General features: G+C 73.7%; 21 protein-coding genes. 15 read left to right on the plus strand and 6 right to left on the minus strand.

The features are described from left to right. Positions 1 to 51 precede the first annotated feature (51 nt). On the plus strand, positions 52 to 1,059 hold the full coding sequence (locus ACZ6CZ_RS18360; protein ID WP_469021851.1) for a helix-turn-helix domain-containing protein: 1,008 nt from the start codon (positions 52 to 54) through the stop codon (positions 1,057 to 1,059). A gap of 29 nt (positions 1,060 to 1,088) precedes the next feature. Here ACZ6CZ_RS18360 and ACZ6CZ_RS18365 read toward each other — a convergent pair whose 3' ends face one another. Beyond that, positions 1,089 to 1,331 (minus strand): DUF5133 domain-containing protein, encoded by a 243-nt coding sequence (locus ACZ6CZ_RS18365; RefSeq protein ID WP_469021854.1) that lies wholly within the window; start codon positions 1,329 to 1,331, stop codon positions 1,089 to 1,091. Between the two features lie 226 nt (positions 1,332 to 1,557). Continuing rightward, positions 1,558 to 2,472, minus strand: coding sequence for a GNAT family N-acetyltransferase (locus ACZ6CZ_RS18370; RefSeq protein WP_469021857.1), 915 nt, complete (start codon positions 2,470 to 2,472; stop codon positions 1,558 to 1,560). A 157-nt stretch (positions 2,473 to 2,629) separates the two neighbouring features. On the opposite strand from ACZ6CZ_RS18370, the gene ACZ6CZ_RS18375 reads away from it, so the two are divergent. The 4 genes from ACZ6CZ_RS18375 to ACZ6CZ_RS18390 all read left to right on the plus strand — a co-directional run bounded on the left by ACZ6CZ_RS18375 (position 2,630) and on the right by ACZ6CZ_RS18390 (position 7,749). Next, the gene (locus tag ACZ6CZ_RS18375) at positions 2,630 to 4,159 is read left to right on the plus strand and encodes an alpha/beta hydrolase domain-containing protein (protein WP_469021859.1); all 1,530 of its coding nucleotides are present in this window, start codon (positions 2,630 to 2,632) and stop codon (positions 4,157 to 4,159) included. A gap of 191 nt (positions 4,160 to 4,350) precedes the next feature. Continuing rightward, positions 4,351 to 4,572: a hypothetical protein gene (locus ACZ6CZ_RS18380; RefSeq protein WP_469021862.1), complete on the plus strand. Its 222-nt coding sequence runs from the start codon at positions 4,351 to 4,353 to the stop codon at positions 4,570 to 4,572. A gap of 248 nt (positions 4,573 to 4,820) precedes the next feature. Beyond that, positions 4,821 to 6,431, plus strand: a complete 1,611-nt coding sequence (locus ACZ6CZ_RS18385; protein ID WP_469021864.1) for a sodium:solute symporter family transporter — start codon at positions 4,821 to 4,823, stop codon at positions 6,429 to 6,431. Between the two features lie 145 nt (positions 6,432 to 6,576). Beyond that, a complete protein-coding gene (locus ACZ6CZ_RS18390) occupies positions 6,577 to 7,749 on the plus strand; it encodes a spore photoproduct lyase family protein (RefSeq protein ID WP_469021867.1) in 1,173 nt (390 codons plus the stop codon). 122 nt (positions 7,750 to 7,871) lie between these two features. On the opposite strand, the gene ACZ6CZ_RS18395 is transcribed toward ACZ6CZ_RS18390, so the two are convergent. Further along, positions 7,872 to 8,714, minus strand: coding sequence for an enoyl-CoA hydratase/isomerase family protein (locus ACZ6CZ_RS18395; protein ID WP_469021869.1), 843 nt, complete (start codon positions 8,712 to 8,714; stop codon positions 7,872 to 7,874). Positions 8,715 to 8,918: 204 nt separating this feature from the next. Here ACZ6CZ_RS18395 and fabG point away from each other — a divergent pair, with 204 nt between their 5' ends. The 9 genes from fabG to ACZ6CZ_RS18440 all read left to right on the plus strand — a co-directional run bounded on the left by fabG (position 8,919) and on the right by ACZ6CZ_RS18440 (position 18,093). Next, positions 8,919 to 9,662: a 3-oxoacyl-ACP reductase FabG gene (gene fabG / locus ACZ6CZ_RS18400; RefSeq protein ID WP_469021872.1), complete on the plus strand. Its 744-nt coding sequence runs from the start codon at positions 8,919 to 8,921 to the stop codon at positions 9,660 to 9,662. Between the two features lie 192 nt (positions 9,663 to 9,854). After that, positions 9,855 to 10,109 carry an acyl carrier protein gene (locus ACZ6CZ_RS18405; protein ID WP_469021875.1) on the plus strand — a complete coding sequence of 85 codons (255 nt, stop codon included), beginning with the start codon at positions 9,855 to 9,857 and terminating at the stop codon, positions 10,107 to 10,109. Next, positions 10,109 to 11,332: a beta-ketoacyl-[acyl-carrier-protein] synthase family protein gene (locus tag ACZ6CZ_RS18410; RefSeq protein WP_469021879.1), complete on the plus strand. Its 1,224-nt coding sequence runs from the start codon at positions 10,109 to 10,111 to the stop codon at positions 11,330 to 11,332. The genes ACZ6CZ_RS18405 and ACZ6CZ_RS18410 overlap by 1 nt, the downstream gene beginning before the upstream one ends. Then, positions 11,329 to 12,189 carry an SDR family oxidoreductase gene (locus tag ACZ6CZ_RS18415; protein WP_469021882.1) on the plus strand — a complete coding sequence of 287 codons (861 nt, stop codon included), beginning with the start codon at positions 11,329 to 11,331 and terminating at the stop codon, positions 12,187 to 12,189. The genes ACZ6CZ_RS18410 and ACZ6CZ_RS18415 overlap by 4 nt, the downstream gene beginning before the upstream one ends. A gap of 6 nt (positions 12,190 to 12,195) precedes the next feature. Further along, positions 12,196 to 13,230, plus strand: coding sequence for a ScbA/BarX family gamma-butyrolactone biosynthesis protein (locus ACZ6CZ_RS18420; RefSeq protein WP_469021886.1), 1,035 nt, complete (start codon positions 12,196 to 12,198; stop codon positions 13,228 to 13,230). Then, positions 13,227 to 14,204, plus strand: a complete 978-nt coding sequence (locus ACZ6CZ_RS18425; protein ID WP_469021889.1) for a beta-ketoacyl-ACP synthase III — start codon at positions 13,227 to 13,229, stop codon at positions 14,202 to 14,204. Before ACZ6CZ_RS18420 ends, ACZ6CZ_RS18425 begins: the two co-directional genes overlap by 4 nt. Beyond that, positions 14,201 to 15,706, plus strand: coding sequence for a coproporphyrinogen-III oxidase family protein (locus ACZ6CZ_RS18430; RefSeq protein ID WP_469021891.1), 1,506 nt, complete (start codon positions 14,201 to 14,203; stop codon positions 15,704 to 15,706). Before ACZ6CZ_RS18425 ends, ACZ6CZ_RS18430 begins: the two co-directional genes overlap by 4 nt. A 58-nt stretch (positions 15,707 to 15,764) precedes the next feature. After that, complete coding sequence (locus ACZ6CZ_RS18435; RefSeq protein ID WP_469021894.1) at positions 15,765 to 16,739, plus strand: alpha/beta hydrolase family protein; 975 nt, start codon at positions 15,765 to 15,767, stop codon at positions 16,737 to 16,739. Continuing rightward, entirely contained in the window at positions 16,729 to 18,093 is a 1,365-nt protein-coding gene (locus tag ACZ6CZ_RS18440; RefSeq protein ID WP_469021897.1) for an FAD-dependent oxidoreductase, read from the plus strand. The genes ACZ6CZ_RS18435 and ACZ6CZ_RS18440 overlap by 11 nt, the downstream gene beginning before the upstream one ends. On the opposite strand, the gene ACZ6CZ_RS18445 is transcribed toward ACZ6CZ_RS18440, so the two are convergent. Then, positions 18,047 to 18,736, minus strand: a complete 690-nt coding sequence (locus tag ACZ6CZ_RS18445) for a 4'-phosphopantetheinyl transferase family protein (protein WP_469021900.1) — start codon at positions 18,734 to 18,736, stop codon at positions 18,047 to 18,049. The two genes, ACZ6CZ_RS18440 and ACZ6CZ_RS18445, sit on opposite strands and share 47 nt — an antisense overlap. Next, positions 18,733 to 19,671 (minus strand): ADP-ribosylglycohydrolase family protein, encoded by a 939-nt coding sequence (locus ACZ6CZ_RS18450; RefSeq protein WP_469021902.1) that lies wholly within the window; start codon positions 19,669 to 19,671, stop codon positions 18,733 to 18,735. The genes ACZ6CZ_RS18445 and ACZ6CZ_RS18450 overlap by 4 nt, the downstream gene beginning before the upstream one ends. Before the next feature lie 250 nt (positions 19,672 to 19,921). Here ACZ6CZ_RS18450 and ACZ6CZ_RS18455 point away from each other — a divergent pair, with 250 nt between their 5' ends. Further along, positions 19,922 to 20,212, plus strand: coding sequence for a hypothetical protein (locus ACZ6CZ_RS18455; protein WP_469021905.1), 291 nt, complete (start codon positions 19,922 to 19,924; stop codon positions 20,210 to 20,212). 69 nt (positions 20,213 to 20,281) lie between these two features. Here the strand turns inward: ACZ6CZ_RS18455 and yicI are convergent, their stop codons facing one another. Next, positions 20,282 to 22,552, minus strand: coding sequence for an alpha-xylosidase (gene yicI, locus ACZ6CZ_RS18460; protein ID WP_469021907.1), 2,271 nt, complete (start codon positions 22,550 to 22,552; stop codon positions 20,282 to 20,284). Positions 22,553 to 22,702: the final 150 nt, after the last annotated feature.

Consider the following 22,702-nt stretch of genomic DNA (forward strand, 5'->3'; position numbering starts at 1 on the left):
CCATGGCGCATACTCTCACCGCTGCGGCAAGCGGAGGGGAGTCGGTCGCCGATGTTGGATGTTCTGGGCCTCGACGCCGAGGACGAGCGCGTCTACCGGGCGTTGCTCGGACGGCCGGACTCCACCACGGCGCTGCTGTCGGAGCTGCTCGGCCTGTCGCAGGCGCGAACCGCGGACGTCCTGTCCCGGCTGGTCGGGTGGGGACTGGTGATCAGGTCGGCCGGCGAGCGGTTCACCGCCGCGCCGCCGGCCATGGCGCTGGGCGCTCTCATCAGCCAGCGCAGGGACGGGTTGCGCGCCGCCGAACACGCCCTGGTGACCTTCGCCGAGGAACACCGGGCGGCCATGACCGGGAGCAGCATCGTCGATCTGATCGAGGTCGTCACGGGCGCCGACGCCATCCGCCACCGCTACCTCCAGGTGCAGCAGGCGGCCCGTGCCGAGGTCCGCGCCTTCATCACCGCGCCGTTCGTCGCCCTGCCGCCCGAGGAGAACACGGCCGAACCCATGGCCATCGGCCGCGGTGTGCGTTTCCGGGCGGTGCTGGACCGGGCCGTGCTGGCGGAGCCGGGCATCGTCCGCGACGCGACCGACTCGCTGCGCAACGGCGTGCGGCTGCGGGTCGCCGACCAGCTGCCCATGAAGCTCGTGCTGGCGGACGCCGACCTGGGCCTCGTGCCCCTCGCGACCACACCGGCCGGAGAGCCCGGTGCGGTGCTGCTGCACCGCAGTGGTCTGCTGGACGCGATGGACGCGCTGTTCGAGACGGTGTGGCGCACCGCCCACCCGCTGGAGCTGTCGGGGACCGGTGAGGACGCCGAGCCCGTCGTGGAGCCGGGGGCGCAGGGCCCGACCGACCTCGACCGCAAAATTCTCGCCCTGCTGCTGGCCGGCGTGACCGATCCGACGGCCGCGACCCAGCTCGGCCTCTCACCGCGCACCCTGCACCGGCGTCTGCGCCACCTCATGGACCTCGCCGGGGTCCGCACCCGGATGCAGCTCGGCGGCCATGCGGTGCGGCACGGCTGGGCGGAGCCCCCGGTACCCAGGCGGGCCTGACGGCGCCGGCCGGCCGCGGGGCCCGGTCCCTACGCGGCCAGCGGCTTCTCCTCGGGCGTGCCCTGCCGCGCGGCGCGGTAGCGCTCCAGCAGCGTGTCCGCCGCGCCCAGGGCTCGCTCGGCGGACGTCGCTCCGGTCAGCGCGCACAGCTCGCGGGTGACGTCCTCCAGGGCCCGGCTCGTGCGACCGGTGGGGCGCAGCTCGTGCTCGATGCGGACCTGAGCGAACCGCGCCAGTGCGGCACGCAGTTCCTTCTCGGCTGGAAGCAGCATGGCGGTCTCTCTCCTCGGTCCCACGGCTCGCGGCTCGCCGAGCCTGCTGGGGCCTACAGGGCGCACGCGGCCCTCGAGGACCTCGGTGCGACGCCGAGCAGTGCTGGGCAGCGTACGGATGCCCCGCTTCGCGGCGTCTACACCGGCGGGCGCCGCCCCGGCCCCGCCGATGGCCGGGAAACGGAGCGGAGCGGAGTCCGCGAGCGCGGCGGCGGCGTGCCGTTCCTCAGGCGGCGGAGCGGGGAAGAGGAAGGGAGCGGCTCTCCTCCAGGACCTGGTAACCGGCGCCGGTGTACAGGTTCATGGCCACCTCGTTGCCGCCCCACACGGTGAACATCAGCGCCGAGTCACCGGCCGCGAGGGCGGCCCGTTCACCGGCCGGCATCGCGGCCCGCCCGTACCCCTTGCCGCGGTGCTCCTCGTGGACGTGCAGCGAGTAGCCGTAGGTGACTCCGGGGAGGTACCCGTGCTTCAGCCAGCCCGAGCCGATCCGCTCGCCGTCCGCCTCCAGCACCAGGAACGTGTTGCCGGGCGTCGCCAGGCCCTCGGGTATCAGCTCGGCGAAGTCGCGGTCGGACTTGCGTACGGCGTCCTCGGGGCCGAGGGCGCCGGAGCGGACGATGCCGGCGACGTAGCCCGCCTTCTCGGCGGCGAGCCAGCCGGGATACTCCTGCGGTGTCATCGGCCGTGCGGTGACGGCGTCGCCGAGGTCGGGTGGAGAGGTGAGCGACCGCATCCTGACCTGGCCGTGGACGCGGTAGTCGGCGAACAGGTCGCCGGCGGGCCCGGTGAGCCGTACCCCGATGCGGCGGGCGCCCTGCGCGGCGCACCACTCCTCGGCCCAGTCCCGGGCCGCCCGTTCGTGCCCCTGGCCGGCGTGGCGCGCGTCGACGTGGAGATCCCCGATCCGGCCCTCGCGGGTATCGCCGTCTCCGGCCACGACCACGGCGACGTGTCCCACGCGGGTCCCGGCGTGCGTGATCTCGGCGACGGTCCAGTCGCCCATGTCCGCGCGCACGGTGTCGAGTCTGCGCTCCACCGCGGCCGGACCGAGCCCGGCCCTCGTGTACGAGTCGTACAGCCGCCGCTCGAAGTCCCGCTGCCAGTGCGTGGTGTCACCCGAGATGATGAAGTCCGTCACGGGGTCAGCCTAGGGCGCGAGTTGACCGCGTCCGGTCCGGGCGGTCGCGGGGGGGGGCCGCCCGTCACCACCGGTCGATTCACCGGTGGCCGGCCGGCGGACGGGGACCAGACTGCGTCCCCGACCCGTCCGACACCATCGTTCACGGAGGCAACCCGTGCACTTCCCCGTCCGGTTACCCCGGCGGTGGGTCACCGCCACCGCGCTGGGAGCGGTCCTGCTCACCACGCTCCTGGGCACGTCACCCGCCCAGGCCGCCCCCGCCAGGGCCGCGGCCGCCAACCCCGTCGTCAGTGTCCCGCCCGCCGGCAGCCACGGCTTCCCGTTCCTCGCCGCGGCCGAGGACCTCGGCTCGTTCGGTTACACCGAGAGCGAGTACTTCATCTCGGGCACCGCCACCTCGTACGCCAAGTCCGGGCTGTGGGGCCCGGACGGGCGGTGGAACGTCCGCGCGTCCGGCCGTGCCGCGTACAAGAGCCGCCTGCTGGTGCGCCGGCCCGCCGACCCGGCGAAGTTCAACGGTACGGTCGTCGTGGAGTGGCTGAACGTCAGTGGGCAGATCGAGCTCTCCCCGGACTACTGGTTCGAGCGCGACGAGCTGCTGCGCGAGGGGTACGCCTGGGTCGGCGTCTCGGCCCAGGCGGTCGGTGTCAACGGCGGCCTCGGCGAGATCAAGGGGCTGAAGGGCTGGGACCCGGCCCGCTACGGCAGCCTGGTCCACCCCGGTGACGCCTTCGCCTACGACATCTTCAGCCAGGCGGGACAGGCGTTGCGCACTCCCGACGGTCCCGATCCGCTCGGCGGCCTCACCGTCAGGACGCTGCTCGCCGACGGCGAGTCGCAGTCGGCGGGGCTGATGACGACGTACGCCGACGCCGTACAGCCGGTCGCGGGCGTCTACGACGGCTTCCTGGTGCACAGCAACAGCGCCGTCGCCGCGCCCATCAGCGGTGACCTGGGCGACATCCTCCTGATGCCGTACCCGTCGCGGATCCGTACCGACCTGTCGGTGCCCACGTTCGTGGTGCTCACGGAGACGGACGTGCCGGGGGCGTCAGCGGCGCGGCAGCCGGACACGGACCGCCTGGTGCACTGGGAGGTGGCCGGCACCGCCCACGGCGACCAGTGGGCGTACGACCTCGGTCAGCCGACGGTGGTCAAGTCGGCGGGCGCCGCCGCGCCCCAGCCCGACTGCGCCGCCGGCTCGGCCCCCTACAACGACGGCCCTGGTCACTACGCGATGAACGCGGCCCTGAACCACCTGGCGGACTGGGCGCGGGGCGGGCCCCGGCCCGCGAGCGGGGCGCAGCTGAACGCCGACCTGCGCGACCCGGCCACCGGTCTCGCCACCGGCGGCATCCGGCTCCCCGACGTGGCGGTGCCCACCCGGACGCTCACCGGTGCGCGGGACACCAGCGGCAGCGGGGTCTTCTGCGGTCTCTACGGCGCCAGGGACCCGTGGAACGGCGACGCCGACCCGTGGGACCGGCACGACGCGGCCGACCCGTCCGACCCGGCGTTCCCGCCCCGCGCGGAACCCGTGCTCAGCAGGCTGTACCCGACGCACGAGGCGTACGTGAGCAAGGTGCGGGCGGCCGCGCAGGCGTCCGTGACCGCCGGACACCTCCTGCCGGAGGACGCGACGGCGATCGTCGACGCCGCGCAGCGGTCGGACATCGGCGGCTGATCGCCCCGGGGCGGCAGCGCGCCGCGCCGGGCCCGCGTACTCGCCGCCGCCCCGGGGTCTCCTCGCCGGGGCGGCGGTACGGCGCCTGCCCGGCGCTGCCGGCGGGGTCGGCCCGTACCCTTTCCGATCATGCCCGGGCGTGGTGGGCGAGGGGCACGGGTAGGAGGACGTCCGAGGGTGGAGGAGCGCCGATGAGTGAACGTCAGGACTGTGACTGGACGGCGATGACGCCGGCGGACTTCGACCGGGAGGCGCCGCTGCGGCTGAACGTGGGGACCGGACCGGCGACCGTGCCGGCCGAACCCGACGAGTACGGCACGGTCCCGCTCTTCGGCAAGGAGACACCCGCCCGGCACCCGGCCCGGCGCGCCGCCCGCCGGAGCGCACCCGTGGAGCAGGACGAGCTGTTCTGACCCGGGCCCGGCCCGGGACGCCGGGCGGGCGCCCGCCCGGGACGGCGCGGACCGGGGCGGGCCTGTGCCCCCGCACACCGCCGTCCCGGGCCCGCTGTGCCGCCGCCGCCCGCGCGCCCCACCCGCTGTACGGGGCACCGGCCGGCTGATGGCATGACCGGCATGTCTTCCGCAGCCCCTCCCTTCCCACCGCCGGTCCCGGACGCGGTGACCGGTCCGCACGCCAGGACGGCACCGGGGTGCCGCTCATGAGCGCCGGTGACGGTCAGTCCTTCGCCGTCGTGGTCTTCCTCGTCTTCGTCGCGGTGTCCCTGCTGATGTGCGGGCTCGCGGCGGCCGACCTGGACGACCCCGAGCACTTCTACGCCGGCGGCAGCGCCGCCTTCGGCCCGGTCGGCAGCGGACTCGCCATCGCCGGCGACTACATCTCCGCGGCCACCCTGCTCAGCACCACGGGCTCGGTCGCCCTGGACGGCACCGACGGCATCCTCTTCGCCTGCGCCACCGTCGTCTCGCTCTGGCTGGTCATGCGGCTGCTGGCCGGACCGCTGCGCCGCGGCGGCGTGTTCACCCTGGGGGACTTCTTCGCCGACCGGCTCGGCGACCGCTCCGTGCGCCGGGCCCTCGGCGTCGCCACCCTGGTGGTCCTCGCCCCGCTGCTGCTGGTGCAGCTGTCCACCGCGGGCCACCTGATGACGGCCATGTTCGGCCTGCCCGACGGCGCGCTCACCGGCTGCACCGTCGCCGGCGGGGCGCTCATGGTCTGCTACGCCGCGTTCGGCGGGATGCGCGGCGTCGGCTACGTACAGGTCCTGAAGGTCGGTGTCGTGCTCAGTGCCGTACTGCTCCTGGCCGGACTGGTCCTGCACCGGTACGGATGGTCGCCCGCGGCCCTGTTCCGCGCGGCCCGGGACAACTCCGCGGCCGGCGCCGACTACGCCCGGCCCGGGCTGCACTTCGGTCACTCCGTCGCCGGGCGTCTGGACCTGATCAGCTTCGAGGCGACGCTGCTGCTCGGCGCCGCCTGCCTGCCGCACCTCACCATGCGGCTGCACCCGCTGCGCGACGCCCGGACCGCACGCCGCGCCGCCGGCTGGGCCGTGGGGCCCGTCGCGGTGGTCTGCGCCGGGGTCGTGGTGGCCGGACTCGGCGCCTGCGCCCTGGTGGGCCGGGACGCGGTGCGGGCCGCCGACCCGGGGGGAGCCACCGCGCTGCTGATGGTGACGGGCGCGCTCGACCCGGCCGCCGGGGGCGCCCGGCACAGCATGGTCTTCGCCGTCGTCGCCTGCGCCGTCTTCGTGACCACCCTCGCGGCCGTCGCGGGCATCACCCTGGCAGCCGCCTCCAGCCTGGTGCGGGACTTCGGCGGACGGCCGGTCCCCGGGAGCGCGCACCGCTCGCCGGGCGGCGAGATCCGCCGCGCGAGGGCGGGCATCGTCCTGGTCGGGGCCGCCGTCGTCGTCCTGGCGGTGATCGTCCAGGACCGCGGCAGGCTGACGCTGATCTCGCTGTCGTTCACCGTCGCCGCCTCGGTGCTGGCCCCGGTCCTGCTGTACGCGCTGTTCCTGCCGGGTCACACCGCCACCGGGACGCGCTGGACGGTGTACGGGACGCTGCCGCTGATCGCGCTGCTCCTGGCGGGCTCCCCCGCCGTCTCGGGCACCCCGATCGCGCTCTTCCCCGACCGCGACTTCCACTGGTTCCCGCTGCAGACCCCGGGGCTGATCACCATCCCGGCCGGCTTCCTGCTCGGCCTCGCCGGCCGCACCCGCCCCGGCGCCCCGAACCGGCCCCGGCGCCCGCGGGACGGCACCGCGTACCGTGCCGCGCGCAGCCCCGACACGGCAGGTCGCCCCTGAGCCGCCCGGTACGGAGGCTCCCCTCCCCCGCCCCGCGTGTCCGGTTACTGTGGAAGTGCCCCCACGCAGGCACCCACAGCACGGCGGCACGCCAGCACGGCAGCACGGCAGCACGGCGGCGACACAGCACACGGCGGGACGGTCCATGGAACAAGAAGCGCTGTTCGGATTCGGCGACCTCCAGCCCTCTCCCTCGCGGACCTCGTCCCCGGGGCCCTCCGGCGCGCCGGCCGCATCCGCGTTCCGGGACTCCGCGGCCGCCCGCCGCATGCTGGCGGTGCGGGAGATCTACGCGGAGCCCGCGGCGGCCGCCTCTCCGCGCGGCCGGGAGATCATCGCCCGCTTCCCGCACGCCCGCATCACCGAGGTGCCCGGTCACTGGCGCATTCCGGGGCTGCACGGGAACGAGGGCAACGCCGAGCGCTGGGTCAGGGTCAAGACGGAGACGCTGGTCCTCGGTGAACGCAAGACCATGACCACCCGGCCCAACGGCAGGTCCGCCGACTGGATCGCTCCGGGACCGTCGAACGGCTGCGCCATGGCCTGCGCGTACTGCTACGTCCCGCGCCGCAAGGGCTACGCCAACCCGATCACGGTGTTCACCAACATCGACGCCCTGCTCGCCCACCTCGGGCGGCACATCGCGCGCCTCGGCCCGAAGACCGAGCCCAACCAGTGCGACCCGCACGCGTGGGTCTACGACATCGGCGAGAACGGCGACTGCTCGGTGGACGCGCTGATCAGCGACAACACCGCCGACCTCGTGCGGGCCTTCACCCTGTGGCCGTCCGCGAAGGCGTCGTTCGCCACCAAGTTCGTCAACCCGGACCTGCTCTCGCTCGAGCCGCGGGGCAGGACCCGCGTCCGCTTCTCGGTGATGCCGCCGGAGGACTCCCGGCTGCTGGACGTGCGCACCACTCCGGTGCCCGCGCGCATCGCGGCGGCCGCCGACTTCGTGGACGCCGGGTACGAGGTGCACTTCAACCTCTCCCCCGTCGTCCTGCGACCCGGCTGGCAGCAGGCCTGGGCGGACCTGCTGCGGCACCTGGACGACGTACTGCCCCGGCGGGTCAAGGAGCAGGCGGCGGCCGAGGTCATCATGCTCACGCACAACCAGGAACTGCACCAGGTCAACCTGAACTGGCACCCGCGCGCCGAGGACGTGCTGTGGCAGCCCGACCTGCAGCAGGCCAAACGCTCGCAGAACGGCGCCCTGAACGTGCGCTACCGCAACGGCGTCAAGGCGGCGGCCGTCCAGGAACTGCGCGATCTCGTCACCGCGCACGCACCCTGGCTGACGATCCGCTACGCCTTCTGACCGCAACGCGTCGGCATCTGAGACCCGCTCCCGGCCGACCGGCAGGACGCGGGCCACCCCAGCCGCCTCATGGCAACGATCGATGCCAGGCCGCCCGCGCCACCGCGGGTGGGGGCGGCAGGTCACTCGCCGCGGAACTCTGGCCACTCCCCCGCCAGGAGCGACGTGATGCCGTGGCGCATGTCGCGGGAGGCGACCGCCGCGGCGAAGTCGGCGCGCTCCAGGTCGAGGTGTTCGGCGAGCGGCATGGACAGGCTGCGGTCCAGCAGGTGCTTGGCGCTGCGGACGGCGTGCGGCGCGCCCTGGGCCAGCTCGCGCAGCCGGCGCAGCCCCTCCTCCACCAGCTCGCCCGGCTCCACCACCGCGCTGACCAGTCCCTCCCGCTGGGCCTGCGGTGCCCGTATCACCGGTTGTTCCAGGAGCAGTTCGAGTGCGCGGGCGTATCCCACCGCGCGGGGCAGGAACCAGGCCATGCCGGCGTCGGTGGACGCGCCGATGGCTCCGTAGGCGAAATGGAACGACGCGCGCCGGGACGCCAGTCGCAGGTCGCAGGCGAGGGCGAGGGCGAAACCCGCCCCGGCCGCCTGGCCGTTGACCGCGGCCAGCACCGGGCAGGGAATCGCGCGGATCGTCAGGACGGTCTGCTTGAGCAGGCCGGTGAGCCGGTCGCCGTAGGCCGCGGCGTCGAAGGAGTCCTCCGACAGCGCCCGATGGTACTCACGGATGTCGCCACCGCGCGAGAACGCCTTGCCGGCTCCGGTGAGCAGGACGCCGCGCAGCGCGGTGTCCCGCGCCATGTCCTGTGCGACGGCGGCCAGTTCCTCCAGCAGCGCGGTGTTCATCGCGTTGCCGTCGTCGGGTCGGTTCAGGGTCAGTACGGCGATCCCGTCCCGCGTCGTCACCTCGACGGACCGGGCGGTGGCCGGCCCTCCGCCTGCGGCGTTCCACTCCGGGCTGTCTGCCATGGCAGGCGAGGGTAGGGAGGGGCCGGAGGTTCTGACAAGTGGACGGGTCCCCGGTGACTTTTGACCGTGGGCACTCTACGATCGGGCCAGCACGAGTCGAGACTTGCTCCACGCACTGTCGAGAACGCGCACTTCCACCCGGGGGCCGGCATGTCGCAGACTGCCACAGAGCACTCGCACTTATCACCCGAAGGTTGCGCCCTGGTGACGGGCGCCTCACGTGGTATCGGCGCCGCTGTCGCCCTGGAACTCGCCGCCACCGGACGTCCCGTGGTCGTCGGATTCCGCCAGGACGAGACCGCCGCGAAGCAGACCGTGTCCGAGATCGAGCGGGCCGGGGGAACGGCCCTCGCCTGCCGCGCCGACGTCACCGTCGCCGACGACGTGGAGGCGCTCTTCCGCACCGCGGAGGAGGCGTACGGCCGCGTCCTGATCCTCGTCAACAACGCCGGCATCCGCTCCGACCAGGTCTTCGTGGCGCTGGAACCGTCCGACTGGCACGCGGTGCTGGACACCAACCTCAGCGCGGTCTACCGCACCACGCACCGCGCCCTGCCCGCCATGTCCCGATCGCGCTTCGGCCGGATCGTCAACATCGGATCGGTGCTCGGCAGCAGATCGCTGCCCGGCGTCGCCAACTACGCCGCCGCCAAGGCCGGGCTGGAAGGGCTCACGCGGTCGGTCGCCGTGGAGGTCGCCCGGCGCGGCATCACCGTCAACACGGTCGCGCCCGGCCTGGTCGAGACTGAACTCGTGGCCGACGTCGAGTTCCTGAGACGCTCGGCACGCACCGCCATACCCGCCCGCCGGGCCGCCCGCCCGCGGGAGATCGCCTCCTGCGTCCGCTTCCTCGCCTCACCGGAGGCGGGTTACCTCACCGGCACCACGATCACCGTCGACGGAGGCCTCTCCGCCGCGGCGTTCGTTCCGCAGCTGCCCACGGACTGAACCCGTCGGGTTACCGGTCCGGACCGTCCGCCTCCGCCGGGCGCCACCCGGCCGCGGTGTCCCCGTGCGTCTGCCGGACGCTCCTCCCTTCCTCCCCCCACCCCACTCCTCCCCTCGCCGAGTGCCTCTGCCGCATTCCTGCCGCGGCCCTGCCGCATTCCCGCCGACATCCACATGATCGGAGAGTTCACCGTGCCCACCACGCCAGCCACCCGTGAGTCCCTCAACGCGTTCGTCACCGAGGCGCTCGCCGACTTCGGCGCCGAACCGGACGCGATCACCCCGGACGCCACCTTCGAGGACCTGGAGATCGACTCCCTCGACCTGGTGGAACTGGGTCAGGCCGTGAAGAAGACGTACGGCATCCACGTCCGCCCCAAGGACATGGACGACGTCAAGACGGTGGGCGAGGCCCTCGACGTCATGTACGCCACCGCGGGGCTGTGATGGCGCACCGCGGTGTCGTCGTCACCGGAGTCGGCGCGGTCACCGCGCTGGGCGCCGGCGCCGCCCCGCTCCACGAACGGGCGGTGGCGGGCGAGAGCGCCCTGACCGGCGGTGAGGGCCGCTGCACCGGCTTCGACCCCACCGCCGTCCTCAGCCGCCGGGAGGCCCGCAGGACCGACCGGTTCTCCCAGTTCGCGCTGGTGGCCGCGGCCGAGGCACTCGCCCAGGCGGGCTGGGCGGACCGGCCGCCCTACGCCCCGGAGCGGGTGGCCTGCGTCGTGGGTTCCGGGGTGGGCGGTCTGGAGACCTTCGAGGGCCAGCAGGTGGTGCTGGACAAGGAGGGTCCGGAAGCCGTCTCCCCGCTCATGGTGCCGATGATGATGGCGAACGCGGCCGCCGCCCAGATCGCGCTGCGGCACGGCCTGGGCGGAGAGAGCCACTGTGTGATCTCGGCCTGTTCCGCCGGGGCGCAGGCCATCGGCGCGGGACTGCGGCTGATCCGCTCCGGTGAGGCGGACGCCGTGGTGGCGGGCGGCGCGGAGGCCGCGACCTCGGCGATCGTGCGGGCCGCCTTCCTGAACGCCGGCGCCCTCTCGCCCAGCGGCGCCTCGGTCCCCTTCGACCGCGACCGCGACGGATTCCTGCTGGGAGAGGGCGCGGGCATCCTCGTGCTCGAGAGCGCGGACGGCGCCCGCGCCCGGGGAGCGACGGTGCTCGCCGAACTCGCCGGTTACGGGGCCAGCAGCGACGCCTACCACCTCACCGCGCCCGACCCCGAAGGGGTCAGCGCCGCCCGCGCGGTGTCGCTGGCGCTGGCCGACGCCCGGCTCGCCGCGGACGGCCTCGACTACATCAACGCGCACGGCACGGGCACCGTACTGAACGACCAGGCGGAGGTCGTCGCCCTGCGGCGCAGTCTCGGCCCGGCGCTGGAGGGGATCCCGCTGTCCTCCACGAAGTCGTCGATCGGGCATCTCCTCGGCGCCGCGGGGGCGGTCGAGGCGGTCGCCACGGTCCTCGCGCTACGGCACCGGCAGGCGCCGCCGACCGTGGGGCTGACCACGCCCGACCCCGCCCTCGGCCCGCTGACCCATCTGACCGCGGCACGCCCCCTGGACCGGGGCGGACGGGGCAGGCCGGCCGCGCTGTCCACCTCGTTCGGGTTCGGCGGACACAACGCGGCGCTGGTCCTGCGCGGCGCGCCGGACGGAGCCGCCACATGATCACCCTGTCCGGCCGGCGCTACCTCGTGACCGGCGTGCTCACCAGTGACTCCCTCGCCTGGCACATCGCCAGGGCGCTGCAACTCGCCGGTGCCGAGGTGCTGCTGACCGGTTACGGCCGCACCCGCCGGATCACCGAGCTGGCCGCCGCCGACCTGCCGGAGCCGGCCGAGGTGCTGGCCCTGGACGCCGGCCGGCCCGACGACTTCCTCGCGCTCGGCGAGTCGGTGGCGCGGCGGTGGCCCCGCCTGGACGGCGCCGTCCACGCCATCGCCGGCGCCCCGGCGGACGCGATCGGCGGATCGTTCCTCACCACTCCGCCGGACAGCGCCGAACGCGCCCTGCGCACCAGCGCGCTCTCCCTGCACGCGCTGACCACCGCGCTCGCCCCGCTGCTCGGGCGGGGCCCGGACGGCGGCAGCGTCGTGGGCCTCGACTTCGACGGCACGCTGGCCTGGCCCGGCTACGACTGGATGGGCGTGGCCAAGGCCGCCCTGGAGTCGGTCTGCCGCTACCTCGCCCTCTACCTGGGCCCGCAGCGGATCAGGGTGAACCTGGTGGCGACCGGTCCGGTCGAGACCGTGTCGGGCCGCGGGGTGTCCACGTTCGCCGCGCTCGACGAGCGGTGGCGCCGCGAGGCTCCGCTGGGCTGGGACAGCTCCACCGCGGCGGCCGAGGTGGTGGCGGGCCCCGTGCTGTTCCTGCTGTCCACGCTCGCGCGGGGCATCACCGGCGAGGTGCTCCACGCGGACGGCGGGATGCGCCATGCCGGGATGGGCCTGTCCGGGGCGCCCGTGCGCACGAACCTCACCACCACCACCGCCACCACCGTCACCGCCGCCGCGCAGAGGAGTTGAGCCGAGATGACCGCGCCCGCAGTCCCCGGAGCCGCGCACTCCCCTCCTCCCGGCGCCCGCCCCACGGATCGCGGCGGCATCCAGTTCCCGCCCGGTGCCCGTGCCGCGCTGCCCGGTGAGCGGACCGTGCCCCGGCGGCTCGTGCACAAGCGCGCCGTCGAACAGGTGCTCACCACCGGCGTGGCCGAAGTCGGCGGCAGGCTGCTGGGCTCGGCCCAACTCCCACGCCTGCACCGGTACTTCAACGACACCTGTGCCCCCTACTACGACCTGCTGCTGGTGGGCGAGGCGGCCCGGCAGACCGTCGAGGCCATGGCGCACGAACTGCTCGGCGTGCCGCTGGACTCCCCGTTCGTCCTCAGCGACCTCGCGATCGAGCTGACCGCCCCGGAGCACCTCCGCGTCGGCGCCGCCCCCGTGGACCTCGGGGTGGAGCTGCACGTGGACCGACTGCACCGGCGGCGCGACGGGTCGGTACGCACCCTGCGGGGCACCGCGGTGTGCCGGGTGGCCGAGCGGGAGGCCGCCCGGTTCTCCGGGACGCTGCGCTTCCTGGCTCCGGAGACCTACACCGAACTGCGGACGCGGCCCGCGCGCCCCGGCCGGACGGCGGTGAGCGCTCCGGCCCGGTCGGCCCCCGCCGCGGTGGGCAGGACCGACCCGCGCAACGTCGTCCTCGCGGACATCCGCCAGGAGGGCGACGAGACCGTGGCGCGGCTGGTCTGTGATCCCGGGGACCCGGTCTTCTTCGACCACCCGCTGGACCACCTGCCGGGCATGCTGCTGATGGAGGCCGGCCGCCAGCTCGCCCTCGCGGCCCGCTCCCGGGCCTGCTCCGTGCCGGCGACCGAACTCGTGGCCACCTCCTGCCGGGCCGCGTTCAAGGAGTTCGCCGAGCACACGGACCCGGTGCGGTGCAGGGCCCGGCCCACCTCCGCCGGGACGGTCGAGGCCGTGGTGGAGCAGTGCGGCCGGCCGGTCGCGCTGCTGGAGGTCGCGGTCGCCCGGGTGACGGACCGGGGAATCGTGAGCGCCCCGTGAGCGCGGCGATCAGCGGCGTCGGCGCCGCACTGCCCGCCACCGTAATCGCCAACGGTCACTTCGCACCGCTCGGCACGTCGGACGCGTGGATCGTCAAACGTACCGGCATCCGCACCCGGCACTGGCTGGCTCCCGGCGAATCCCTGGCTGACCTCGCGTTGCGCGCCTGCCGGCAGGCCCTGGAGGACAGCGGACGCGGCGCCCGCGAGGTGGACCACGTCCTGGTGTCCACCATCACCCCGGACCGGATCACCCCCGGCCTCGCCCCCCGGCTCGCCGCCCGTCTCGGCGCGCCCGGGCCGCCCGCGGTGGACCTCAACGCCGCGTGCGCCGGATTCCTGTACGCGCTCGACCACGCCTGCGCGCTCATCGAGAGCGGCCGGGCGCGCTGCGTCCTGGTCTGCGCGGCGGAGGCCCTGTCCCGGATCACCGACGTCACGGACCGCTCCACCGCGGTGCTGTTCGGCGACGCGGCGGGCGCGGTCGTGGTCACCCCGGACCGTTCCGGGGACGCCGAACGGCCGTGCTTCCTGCTCGGCTCCGACGGCGTCCACACCGAACTGCTGTACGCCGACAACGAGGAGCGCGTACTGCGGATGAGCGGCCGCGAGGTGTACGAGTTCGCCGTGGCGAACATGGCGGAGCAGACCCGCAAGGTCCTCGGCGCCCGCGGGCTCCGACTGGCGGACATCGCCCTGTTCATCGGGCACCAGGCCAACGCGCGCATCCTGCGGGCGGTCGCCGCCGAACTCGGCGTGCCCGGGGACCGCGTCGAGATCAGCGTGGACAAGGTCGGCAACACGTCGTCGGCCTCCATCCCCGTCGCCCTGCGGCAGGCCCAGGAGGCCGGGCGGCTGGGCCCCGGGGACCGGATCGTGATGGCGGCATTCGGCGCCGGCTTCGTCTGGGGCGCCGGTGTCGTCCGCTTCAAGCCGGTGCAGGGCAACCGAGCACACCACAAGGAGGAATCGTGACACAGGTGGGCAAGCCGACAGAGCCGTTCTATCTGGGGGACAACCCCTCGCGGCCCGTGCCGTTCGACGGCGTCATGACCGTCTCGCACTACATCATGCCGAACTTCGCGACGATGGACTGGCACCAGGTGCCCCGCGAGAAGGTCGTCGAGAACATCCGCAGCCTCCAGGACCCGGGCGGCAACCTGAACGACCGGATCATGATGTACATCCATGTTCCGTACTGCAAGTCGTTCTGCCACTACTGCAACTTCAACCGGTTCCACTACCCCAAGCAGGACTCCGAGCGCCTGGAGAAGTACACCGACTACCTCATCAAGGAGATCGACTGGTACATGCGCCAGCCGTACGTGCAGGCGCGCGAGTTCACCGGCGTCTACATCGGCGGCGGCAGCCCCTCGACCCTGCCCACCACCGCCGTGGAGCGGCTGAGCGAGCACCTCCGCAAGGTCGTGCCGAACTTCGACTCGATCGAGAAGAGCTTCACCGGCGAACCCCGCACCCTGCGCCGCCCCGGGCTCCTCGACGTGCTCAAGGACCACGGCTGGAACCGGATCACGTTCGGCATCGAGACCCTGAACGAGAAGATCCACCGCAAGATCGGCCGCCTGGACACCCGCGAGGACGTGGACGCCGTCTTCGACCGCATGCGCGACCTGAACTACACCGCGGAGACGTGCGTCGACATGATGTACGACCTGCCGGGCCAGACCCTGGAGGGCTTCCAGGACGAGCTGTCCGAACTGCTCTCCTGCTACGACCCCAGCGAGATCGACCTCTTCACCACGATCTACCTGCCGTACCGGCCGCTGCACAAGCTGATCATGGACGGCCGGGTCGAACAGCCGGGCAGCCCCTGGCAGTTGCTGGCCATGCGCGAGCACCTGTACGACACGCTCAGCGCGGCCGGCTACCACAACACCATCGCCGAGACCTGGTCGAAGAGCCCGCAGCGCTCCCAGTACCAGACGGCGCACTGCGCCCGGCAGGACATCATCGGCGTGGGCTGCGCGGCGCGCGGCAACGTCCGCGACATGGTGTCCATCAACCCCGAGAAGGTCGACGACTGGCAGCGCAACGTCGACGAACAGGGCGCCTCCACGGAGACGCTCCAGTCGATCGGCTACGAGGGCATCCTCGACCGGGTCATGGTGATGTTCCCCCGCTACAAGTCCCTCGACAAGGAACTCCTGGCCGACCACGCCGCCCGGGTCGACGAGGCCGCCTTCGAACGGGTGCGGGCCGTGCTCGACGGGCACCTGGCCGCGGGCGTCATCGAGGACGAGGGCGACCGGTTCACCGTCAACAAGCTCGGCGTCATCTGGCACGGCAACCTCCAGACCGACTACCTGCGCCACACCCTCAACACCAAGGGCGAGGTGCTGATGAACCACCTCACCGAGACACGCCAGGACTTCGACAACGCCAACCGCTTCGACGTCACACCGGAGACCGTCTACATCAAGGAGCACGACGCGGAGTACCCGAGGCTGATGAAGTAGCCCCGGCCCGCACCGCCCGCCGTCCCGCCACCCGTGTGCGCCCGAGAGGTGTGAACCGATGAACGGCCCGACTCCCGCCCCCGACGCCGGGCGGCGCCCCGCACCACCGCCGCTGCCCGTCCTGGCCCGGGTGGAACCCGCCCCCGGCGTCACCCTGGTGGCCCGCGTGCTGCGCCACGCCGACCCGGGCGCGCCGGTGGCGGTGGTGCTGCCCGCGATGGGCGCCGCCGCGCGCTTCTACCTGCCGGTCGTCCGGGCGCTGCACCGCGAGGGGCTGACCGTGGTGACGGTCGACCACCGGGGGCACGGCGAGGCCACCCCGGCCGTGGTGCGCGGCGTCCGGTTCGGCTACCGGGAGATGCTGGAGGAGGATCTGCCCGCGGTGCTCACGGCGGTGCGGGCGGCGTTCCCCGGTGTGCCCCTGGTGCTGGTCGGGCACAGCCTCGGCGGCCAGCTGGCGCTGCTGTACGCGGCGGCGCATCCGCGGGACGTCGACGCGCTGGTCCTCGTCGCCGCCGGGTCGGTGTGGTACCGGGGGTTCGGGGCGGCCCGGGCCCTGCGCAACCTGCTGGCCAGCCAGGTGTTCGCCGGGCTGGCCACGGTGCTCGGGTACTGGCCCGGCCGCAGGCTGGGGTTCGGCGGCACCGAGGCCGCCGGTGTCATGCGGGACTGGGCCAGACAGGGACGCACCGGTGACTACCGGCCCGAGGGCAGCGGCGTCGACTACGAGCGGGCGCTCGGCGACCTGGCCCTGCCGCTGCTCGCGATCGGCGTCGACAACGACACCCTGGCCCCGCCCGGCTCCCGGGAACACCTGCTCTCCAAGGTGCCCCGGTGCGCCGTCGACCGCTGGCACTACGCCACCGAGGCGGCGGGCGGAAAGCACATCGACCACTTCCGCTGGGTCCGCCACAACACCGCCCTGTGCGCCCATCTGGCGCAGTGGGCCCTGAAGACGGCCGCGCCGGGCTCCTCCTCGGGGCACGGCGGTCCGGCCGGCGACGGCAGGAGGAGCGAACCCGATGGGATCTGAGCGTTCCGGGCCCCGCGTGGCCGTGGTGGGCGGCGGCTGGTCGGGCATCGCCGCCGCCTGGAACCTGTACCGCGCCGGTGCCCGGCCGGTCCTGTTCGACGAGCGGCCGGTACTCGGCGGCCGCTGCGCGGCGGCGCCGCTCGGCTCCCGCGAGGTGACGCTCGGCGGCAAGAACATCGGCCGGAAGTACGGCCTGTTCCGGGAGTTCGCCGCGGCGCACGGCGTACCGGAGTCGGCCTTCGAGCACTTCGGCATCAACTCCTCCCGGGTGGAGAACGGCCGGGTACGCACCGTGGACAGCACCAGCAGGGCGGCCAGCCTGTACGGCCTGCTGCGCGACATCCCGCCCCGCGACCTGGCGCGCATCCTGCGCCTGGCCCACTACGTCCGGCGTGCGCGCGCCAACGCCTTCTGCGCCGGGCCCGACTTCGACCGGCTCGCGGCCCGCACGGGCGACCCGTCGCTCGCCGCCTACTTCGGCAAGGGGCTGCGCGACCGGCTGATCCGCCCCGCCCTCGTCCGGATGAACGGGGCCGAACCCGACGAGGCGCACCTGGGGAACTTCGGCACCAACCTGGGGATGCTGCTGGACAGTTTCGACCAGCTGCCCGGCGGCTACACCCCGCTGCTGACCGCCTTCTCGGACGCGGTGGAGGTCCACGGCGGCACCCGTGTCACCGGCCTGTCCGTTTCCGACGGCCGGGTCACGGGCCTCCTCGCCACGACTGGCGCGGGCACGGACGCCGAGGAGAGCTTCGAGGAGGGCGCCGACGCGGTGGTGCTCGCGCTGCCCGCACCGGCGGCCGCGGACCTGGCCGCCCCGCACCACGCCGGGCTGGCCGAACGACTGCGCGCGGTGCGGTACTTCCCCGTCTCGGTCGTCATCGCCGCCTACGACCGGCCGGTGTTCGACGAACGGGTCAGGGCGCTGACCTTCCCGCCGGACAGCGCGCTGAGCAACGCCGGGGCCTACGGGGTCACGGACCGGCATGTCGTGCGGTACACCTTCAGCGGCCGTGCGGCACGCGGCCTGCCCGACGACGAGGAGTACCTGATCGCTCTCGCCGAGAAGGAACTCGGCGCCCACCTCGACCTCGGCAGGGTGCGGCGCACCGGCCTGGTCCGCGCCCGCTGGGAGCACGGTCTGTGCGCGTACTCCCGGTTCCACTCGCGGACCCTGGCGGGCATCGACGCGGCGGCGGCCGCGCTGGACGGCCTGGCCGTGACCGGGGACTACGTCCGGGGAGCCTCCATCGAGGCGTGCTTCCGGGGCGCCTACGAGCGGACGGACGCCCTGCTCGCCGCACTCACCGCCCGCTCGGTTCCGCAAGGGCCCGCGCGTCCACCCGCCTGACTCGGACCCGGGCGCCGGGGGCGCGGCAGGCCACCGCCGCCCGGAAGCCCGGGGGCGCGGGCAGATCACGTACGGTCCACAGGGCGACCGGGTGCAGCGCGGCGGGCAGCGCGCGCACGGCCACCCGGCCGCCCGCACCCGACGTGGTGACCACCTCGGCCAGCGAGCCGGGAAAGCCCCGCCCCCACGCCTTCAGCACCGCCTCCTTGCGGGCCCACGCTTGCGTGAACACCCCGGCCGCCGCCTCCGCCCCGCCGGCCCGCCGCCACTCCTCCAGCTCCAGCGGCGCCAGACAGTCCTCGGCGAGCCCGTCACCGTGCGGCCGTACGACGACACGTTCCACGTCCACGCCCACCGGCGCCCCGGTACTCAGCGCGAGCGCCACGGCACCGCCGGAGTGGCTGTAACTCACCTCCAGCCCCGGGTCGTCCGCGAGGCGCGGCTTCCCCGACCGCCCGCGCTCCCACCGCACCTGGGCGTCCGGCAGCCCGAGCCGCCCGGCCACCACCCGCCGCACCCATCCCCGGGTCAGCTCCCGCACCTCCCGCTTCTCCGCCGCGCGTCGCGGCACCCCGGGTGACGCGCCCAGAACCCCCACCCACACCTCCACCAGCACCCCACTGCCGTCCCCCGTCACCGTCACGCCCCCAGCCGCCGCGCAAGCCCGATCAGCTCGGCCGGCCCCAACACCCGTCCGCCGAACCCCGGCAGGGGAACGTGCAAGGGCTCGATCCAGCGGGCTGGAACAGCGTCCAGCCCATGAATCGCACCCGCGAGCCCTCCGGCGACGGCGGCGACGGTGTCCGTGTCCCCGCCGACGTCCACCGCGGCGCGCAGAGCGTCCTCGAAACCGGTCGTCCCGCGCACGGCCCACACCGCCGACCCCAGACAGGGCCAGACCGCACCGTTGAACTCGGTCGCCTGGTCGGGATGCCAGTCGGCCGCGAGGACCGTGGCATACCGCCGGCGGTGATCGGGATGGACGAGGTCCAGCACCTCGGGAAGGGCGGCGAAAGGGTCGGCGCCCGCCAGGGCCAGGCGGACGAGTTCATGGAATACGGCGGTGCCTTCCCAGGCCGCGCGGTCTCCGTGGGTGAGGGCGGCGATGCGCCGTCCGGCCTCCATCGTGGCCGACCGGCCGGCCCGTGCGAAGCGGACCGCGGATGTCGAGGCCCGCATCAACGCGCCGTTGCCGGCCGCTCGCCGGTTCACCTGGAAGTGCAGCGCCGCGGCCCGGTCCCACGGCTCTCCGTTCGTCAGCACGTCCTCGGTCTGCAGGCCGATGTCCTTGGGGTCGCCTGCCGCCCACTGCTGGAAACGGGCGAAGATGTCCGGCAGGTCCAGCCCGCCCCGCTCCAGCAGGGACTCGCCGACCAGCACGGCCATCTGGGTGTCGTCCGTGGCCTCACCCGGCTCCCAACCGCCGCCGCCACACATCTCGCCGCCACATCCCGGTGCCGGGAACCGGGCCGAGAACGCCCCGGCCGGACCGAACTCGAACGGTCCCCCCAGCGCATCACCCACCGCCGAGCCGACGACCGTGGCGACGACCCTGTCCGCACGCTCCGCACGCTTCATCCCGCGGAGGCTACCGGGCCGTGGACGGGGAGTGGCTCGCCGGACGACCGCCGTCTGCCCCTGCTCTCCGGAGGCCTCGATTTCTGACCCCTGGACCCGCCCGGCGGCCGACCCTCCCGGAACGCCGGGGTGTGCGGGGAGTGTGAGTGGGTAGGCGCGCCGATCTGGTGCTCTTGCACCGAGATACGGACCTTGTCACGCAATGTTCCGTTCCTGACCTGAGTGGGACGATCGAGGAGGAGGAAAGATCATGAGGTTGACGCGACGGACGGCCATGGCGGGCGCGTGTGCGGCGGTGGCCGCAGGTGCGGTGCTCGGCGGTGGCGGCAGTGCGACGGCGGCCGCCGCGCAGGGCGCTGCGGCGCAGCACCCGGTCCACCGCACCGCGGTGACCACCGGCTACGCCGCCCGGCAGCCCGCCGACGCGTGGATCGCCGACCAGCTGGCCACCTTCTACCCCTCCGTGGCCCAGCGGCGACTGGCCGTGTACGACCCGTGGGTCAAGGACCAGCTGGCCGCGCTGCCTTCCTCGGCCCGGTGAGCCGTACGGCGTGCGCCGCCCGCCCGGCACCCGGTGTGGGTCGCGCCACCGGCGCCCCGCGCGGATCGGTCACCGCAGCGTGACGGTCACCTCGCCCGTTCCCTCGGCGCCCGGGCCACCGGCGACGCGTACGGTGAAGGGCCGGTCGGTGTCGTCGGTGCCGACGTGCAGGAGGCCGCCCGCGCGCCGCACCCGGAACACGGCCGCCGGAGCCCCGGTCAGGCCGGGCACGGTGACCCGCCGGGTGTAGTCGGCCGAGGCCGGCGGGTGGACGAGGAGCGTGGGGTTGTCCAGCCAGTCGCCGTCGGGCCGCCCGTCGTCCGAGGCCAGTGGCAGGACGGCGCCCTCGCGGACGTAGAGCGGGAGACTGTCGTAGCCGTGCCGCTCGGTGCGCCACGCCGGGCCGGTGACCCGTTCGCCGCTGAGCAGGTGGGTCCAGGTTCCCTCGGGGAGGTAGACCTCCACCTCGCCGTCCTCGCTGAACACCGGGGCGATCAGGAGGTCGGCGCCGAGCATGTACTGCCGGTCGAGCGGGCGGCAGGCCGGGTCCTGCGGGAACTCCAGGACCATGGGCCGCATCACCGGCACGCCGGTGCGGTGGGCCTCGGCGGCGGCGCCGTAGAGGTAGGGCATGAGGCGGTGCTTGAGCAGGGTGAAGCGCCGGGCGACGTCGACGGCTTCCTCGCCGAACGCCCACGGCACCCGGTAGGACTGCGAGCCGTGCAGACGGCTGTGGGAGGACAGCAGGCCGAACGCCAGCCAGCGCTTGAAGACCGCCGGGTCGGGCGTGCCCTCGAAGCCCCCGATGTCGTGGCTCCAGAACCCGAAACCGCTCAGCGACAGGGACAGCCCACCGCGCAGCGACTCGGCCATGGCCTCGAAGGACGCCCAGCAGTCGCCGCCCCAGTGCACGGGGTACTGCTGGCCGCCCGCGGTCGCCGAGCGGGCGAAGAGCACGGCCTCCCCCGCCCCGCGCTCCTTCTCGAGCAGTTCGAAGACGGTCCGGTTGTACAGGTGGGTGTAGTAGTTGTGCATCCGCTGCGGATCGGAGCCGTCGTGCCAGACGACGTCGGTCGGGACGCGCTCGCCGAAGTCCGTCTTGAAGCAGTCCACGCCCTGGTCGAGCAGGGGCTTCAGCTTCGCCTGGAACCACGCGCGGGCGTCGGGGCTGGTGAAGTCGACCAGTCCCATGCCGGCCTGCCACAGGTCCCACTGCCACAGGTCACCGTCCGGACGCCGCACGAGGTGCCCGAGCGCGGCGGCCTCCTCGAACAGCGGGGACTTCTGCGCGATGTACGGGTTGATCCAGGCGCTGACCTTCAGCCCCTTGGCCTTCAGCCGGGCGAGCATCCCGTCGGGATCGGGGAAGACCTCGGGGTCCCACTCGAAGTCGCACCACTGGTACTCGCGCATCCAGAAGCAGTCGAAGTGGAAGACGGACAGCGGGATGCCGCGCTCGGCCATGCCGTCGACGAAGGACATCACCGTCGCCTCGTCGTAGTCCGTGGTGAACGACGTGGTCAGCCACAGGCCGAAGGACCAGGCGGGCGGCAGGGCCGGGCGGCCGGTGAGGGCGGTGTACCGGGAGAGGACGTCCTTGGGGGTGGGCCCGGCGACGACGTAGTACTCCATCGCCTGGTCCTCGACGCTGAACTGCACCTGCCCCACCGATTCCGAGCCGACCTCGAAGGAGACCGCGCCGGGGTGGTTGACGAAGACGCCGTAGCCGCGTGAGGACAGGTAGAACGGGATGTTCTTGTACGCCTGTTCGCTGCTGGTGCCGCCGTCGGCCTGCCAGATGTCGACGGTCTGCCCGTTCTTGACGAAGGGTGTGAAGCGCTCGCCGAGGCCGTAGATCTGCTCGCCGACCCCCAGCGCCAGCTGCGCGAGGACGTGGTGGGCGCCGTCGGCGGTGGTGGCGAAGGCGGTGCCCTTGCGGCCGGCCCGGGTCAGCTCCCGCCCGTCGGCGTCGTGGAAGGTCAGCGACCAAGGGGCGGCCGCGTCCAGGCGCAGGGTCAGCGGGCCGCTGGTCAGCTCGGTGACGGCGCCGTCCCGCCGGACCTCGCCCGCACCGCCGGGGTCGGCCGCGAGCGCGAAGTCGGGGCCCGGCCTGCGTCGGCCGGCGTGATGGGTGACCCGGACACCGATGACGCCCTCGGCCGGTGAGAAGCAGTCGACGGTGAGCAGCGGCGCGTTGAGCGTGTCGCCCCTGCGCGTCACCTGCTGCACGGCCGCGAACGCGGTGAAGCGCTTCGATTGGACACGCACGTCGCTGGTCTCGGTGGCGTACGCCACCTGGACACCGTCGCGGATGCGCCAGAACCCGTTGGTGAACTTCATGGTCTTCCTCGGGGGAGCGGGACTGTACGTCGGGAGACTGCTGAGACTGCCACCCGGCGAAGGGATCGTACACAGCGCACCGACGGCTGAGACGCCTCCCGCTCTCCGTAAAACGTGTCTGAGCTGCACAAATGGTTGGACGAACACAGT

This window comes from Streptomyces sp. NPDC041135 (assembly GCF_055592085.1).

Coding starts and splice junctions, on each gene's coding strand:
- ACZ6CZ_RS18360 (WP_469021851.1), top strand. CDS start 52: ATGTTGGATGTTCTGGGCCTCGACGCCGAGGACGAGCGCGTCTACCGG.
- ACZ6CZ_RS18365 (WP_469021854.1), bottom strand. CDS start 1,331: ATGCTGCTTCCAGCCGAGAAGGAACTGCGTGCCGCACTGGCGCGGTTC.
- ACZ6CZ_RS18380 (WP_469021862.1), top strand. CDS start 4,351: ATGAGTGAACGTCAGGACTGTGACTGGACGGCGATGACGCCGGCGGAC.
- ACZ6CZ_RS18385 (WP_469021864.1), top strand. CDS start 4,821: ATGAGCGCCGGTGACGGTCAGTCCTTCGCCGTCGTGGTCTTCCTCGTC.
- ACZ6CZ_RS18390 (WP_469021867.1), top strand. CDS start 6,577: ATGGAACAAGAAGCGCTGTTCGGATTCGGCGACCTCCAGCCCTCTCCC.
- ACZ6CZ_RS18395 (WP_469021869.1), bottom strand. CDS start 8,714: ATGGCAGACAGCCCGGAGTGGAACGCCGCAGGCGGAGGGCCGGCCACC.
- ACZ6CZ_RS18410 (WP_469021879.1), top strand. CDS start 10,109: ATGGCGCACCGCGGTGTCGTCGTCACCGGAGTCGGCGCGGTCACCGCG.
- ACZ6CZ_RS18415 (WP_469021882.1), top strand. CDS start 11,329: ATGATCACCCTGTCCGGCCGGCGCTACCTCGTGACCGGCGTGCTCACC.
- ACZ6CZ_RS18420 (WP_469021886.1), top strand. CDS start 12,196: ATGACCGCGCCCGCAGTCCCCGGAGCCGCGCACTCCCCTCCTCCCGGC.
- ACZ6CZ_RS18435 (WP_469021894.1), top strand. CDS start 15,765: ATGAACGGCCCGACTCCCGCCCCCGACGCCGGGCGGCGCCCCGCACCA.
- ACZ6CZ_RS18440 (WP_469021897.1), top strand. CDS start 16,729: ATGGGATCTGAGCGTTCCGGGCCCCGCGTGGCCGTGGTGGGCGGCGGC.
- ACZ6CZ_RS18450 (WP_469021902.1), bottom strand. CDS start 19,671: ATGAAGCGTGCGGAGCGTGCGGACAGGGTCGTCGCCACGGTCGTCGGC.
- ACZ6CZ_RS18455 (WP_469021905.1), top strand. CDS start 19,922: ATGAGGTTGACGCGACGGACGGCCATGGCGGGCGCGTGTGCGGCGGTG.
- yicI (WP_469021907.1), bottom strand. CDS start 22,552: ATGAAGTTCACCAACGGGTTCTGGCGCATCCGCGACGGTGTCCAGGTG.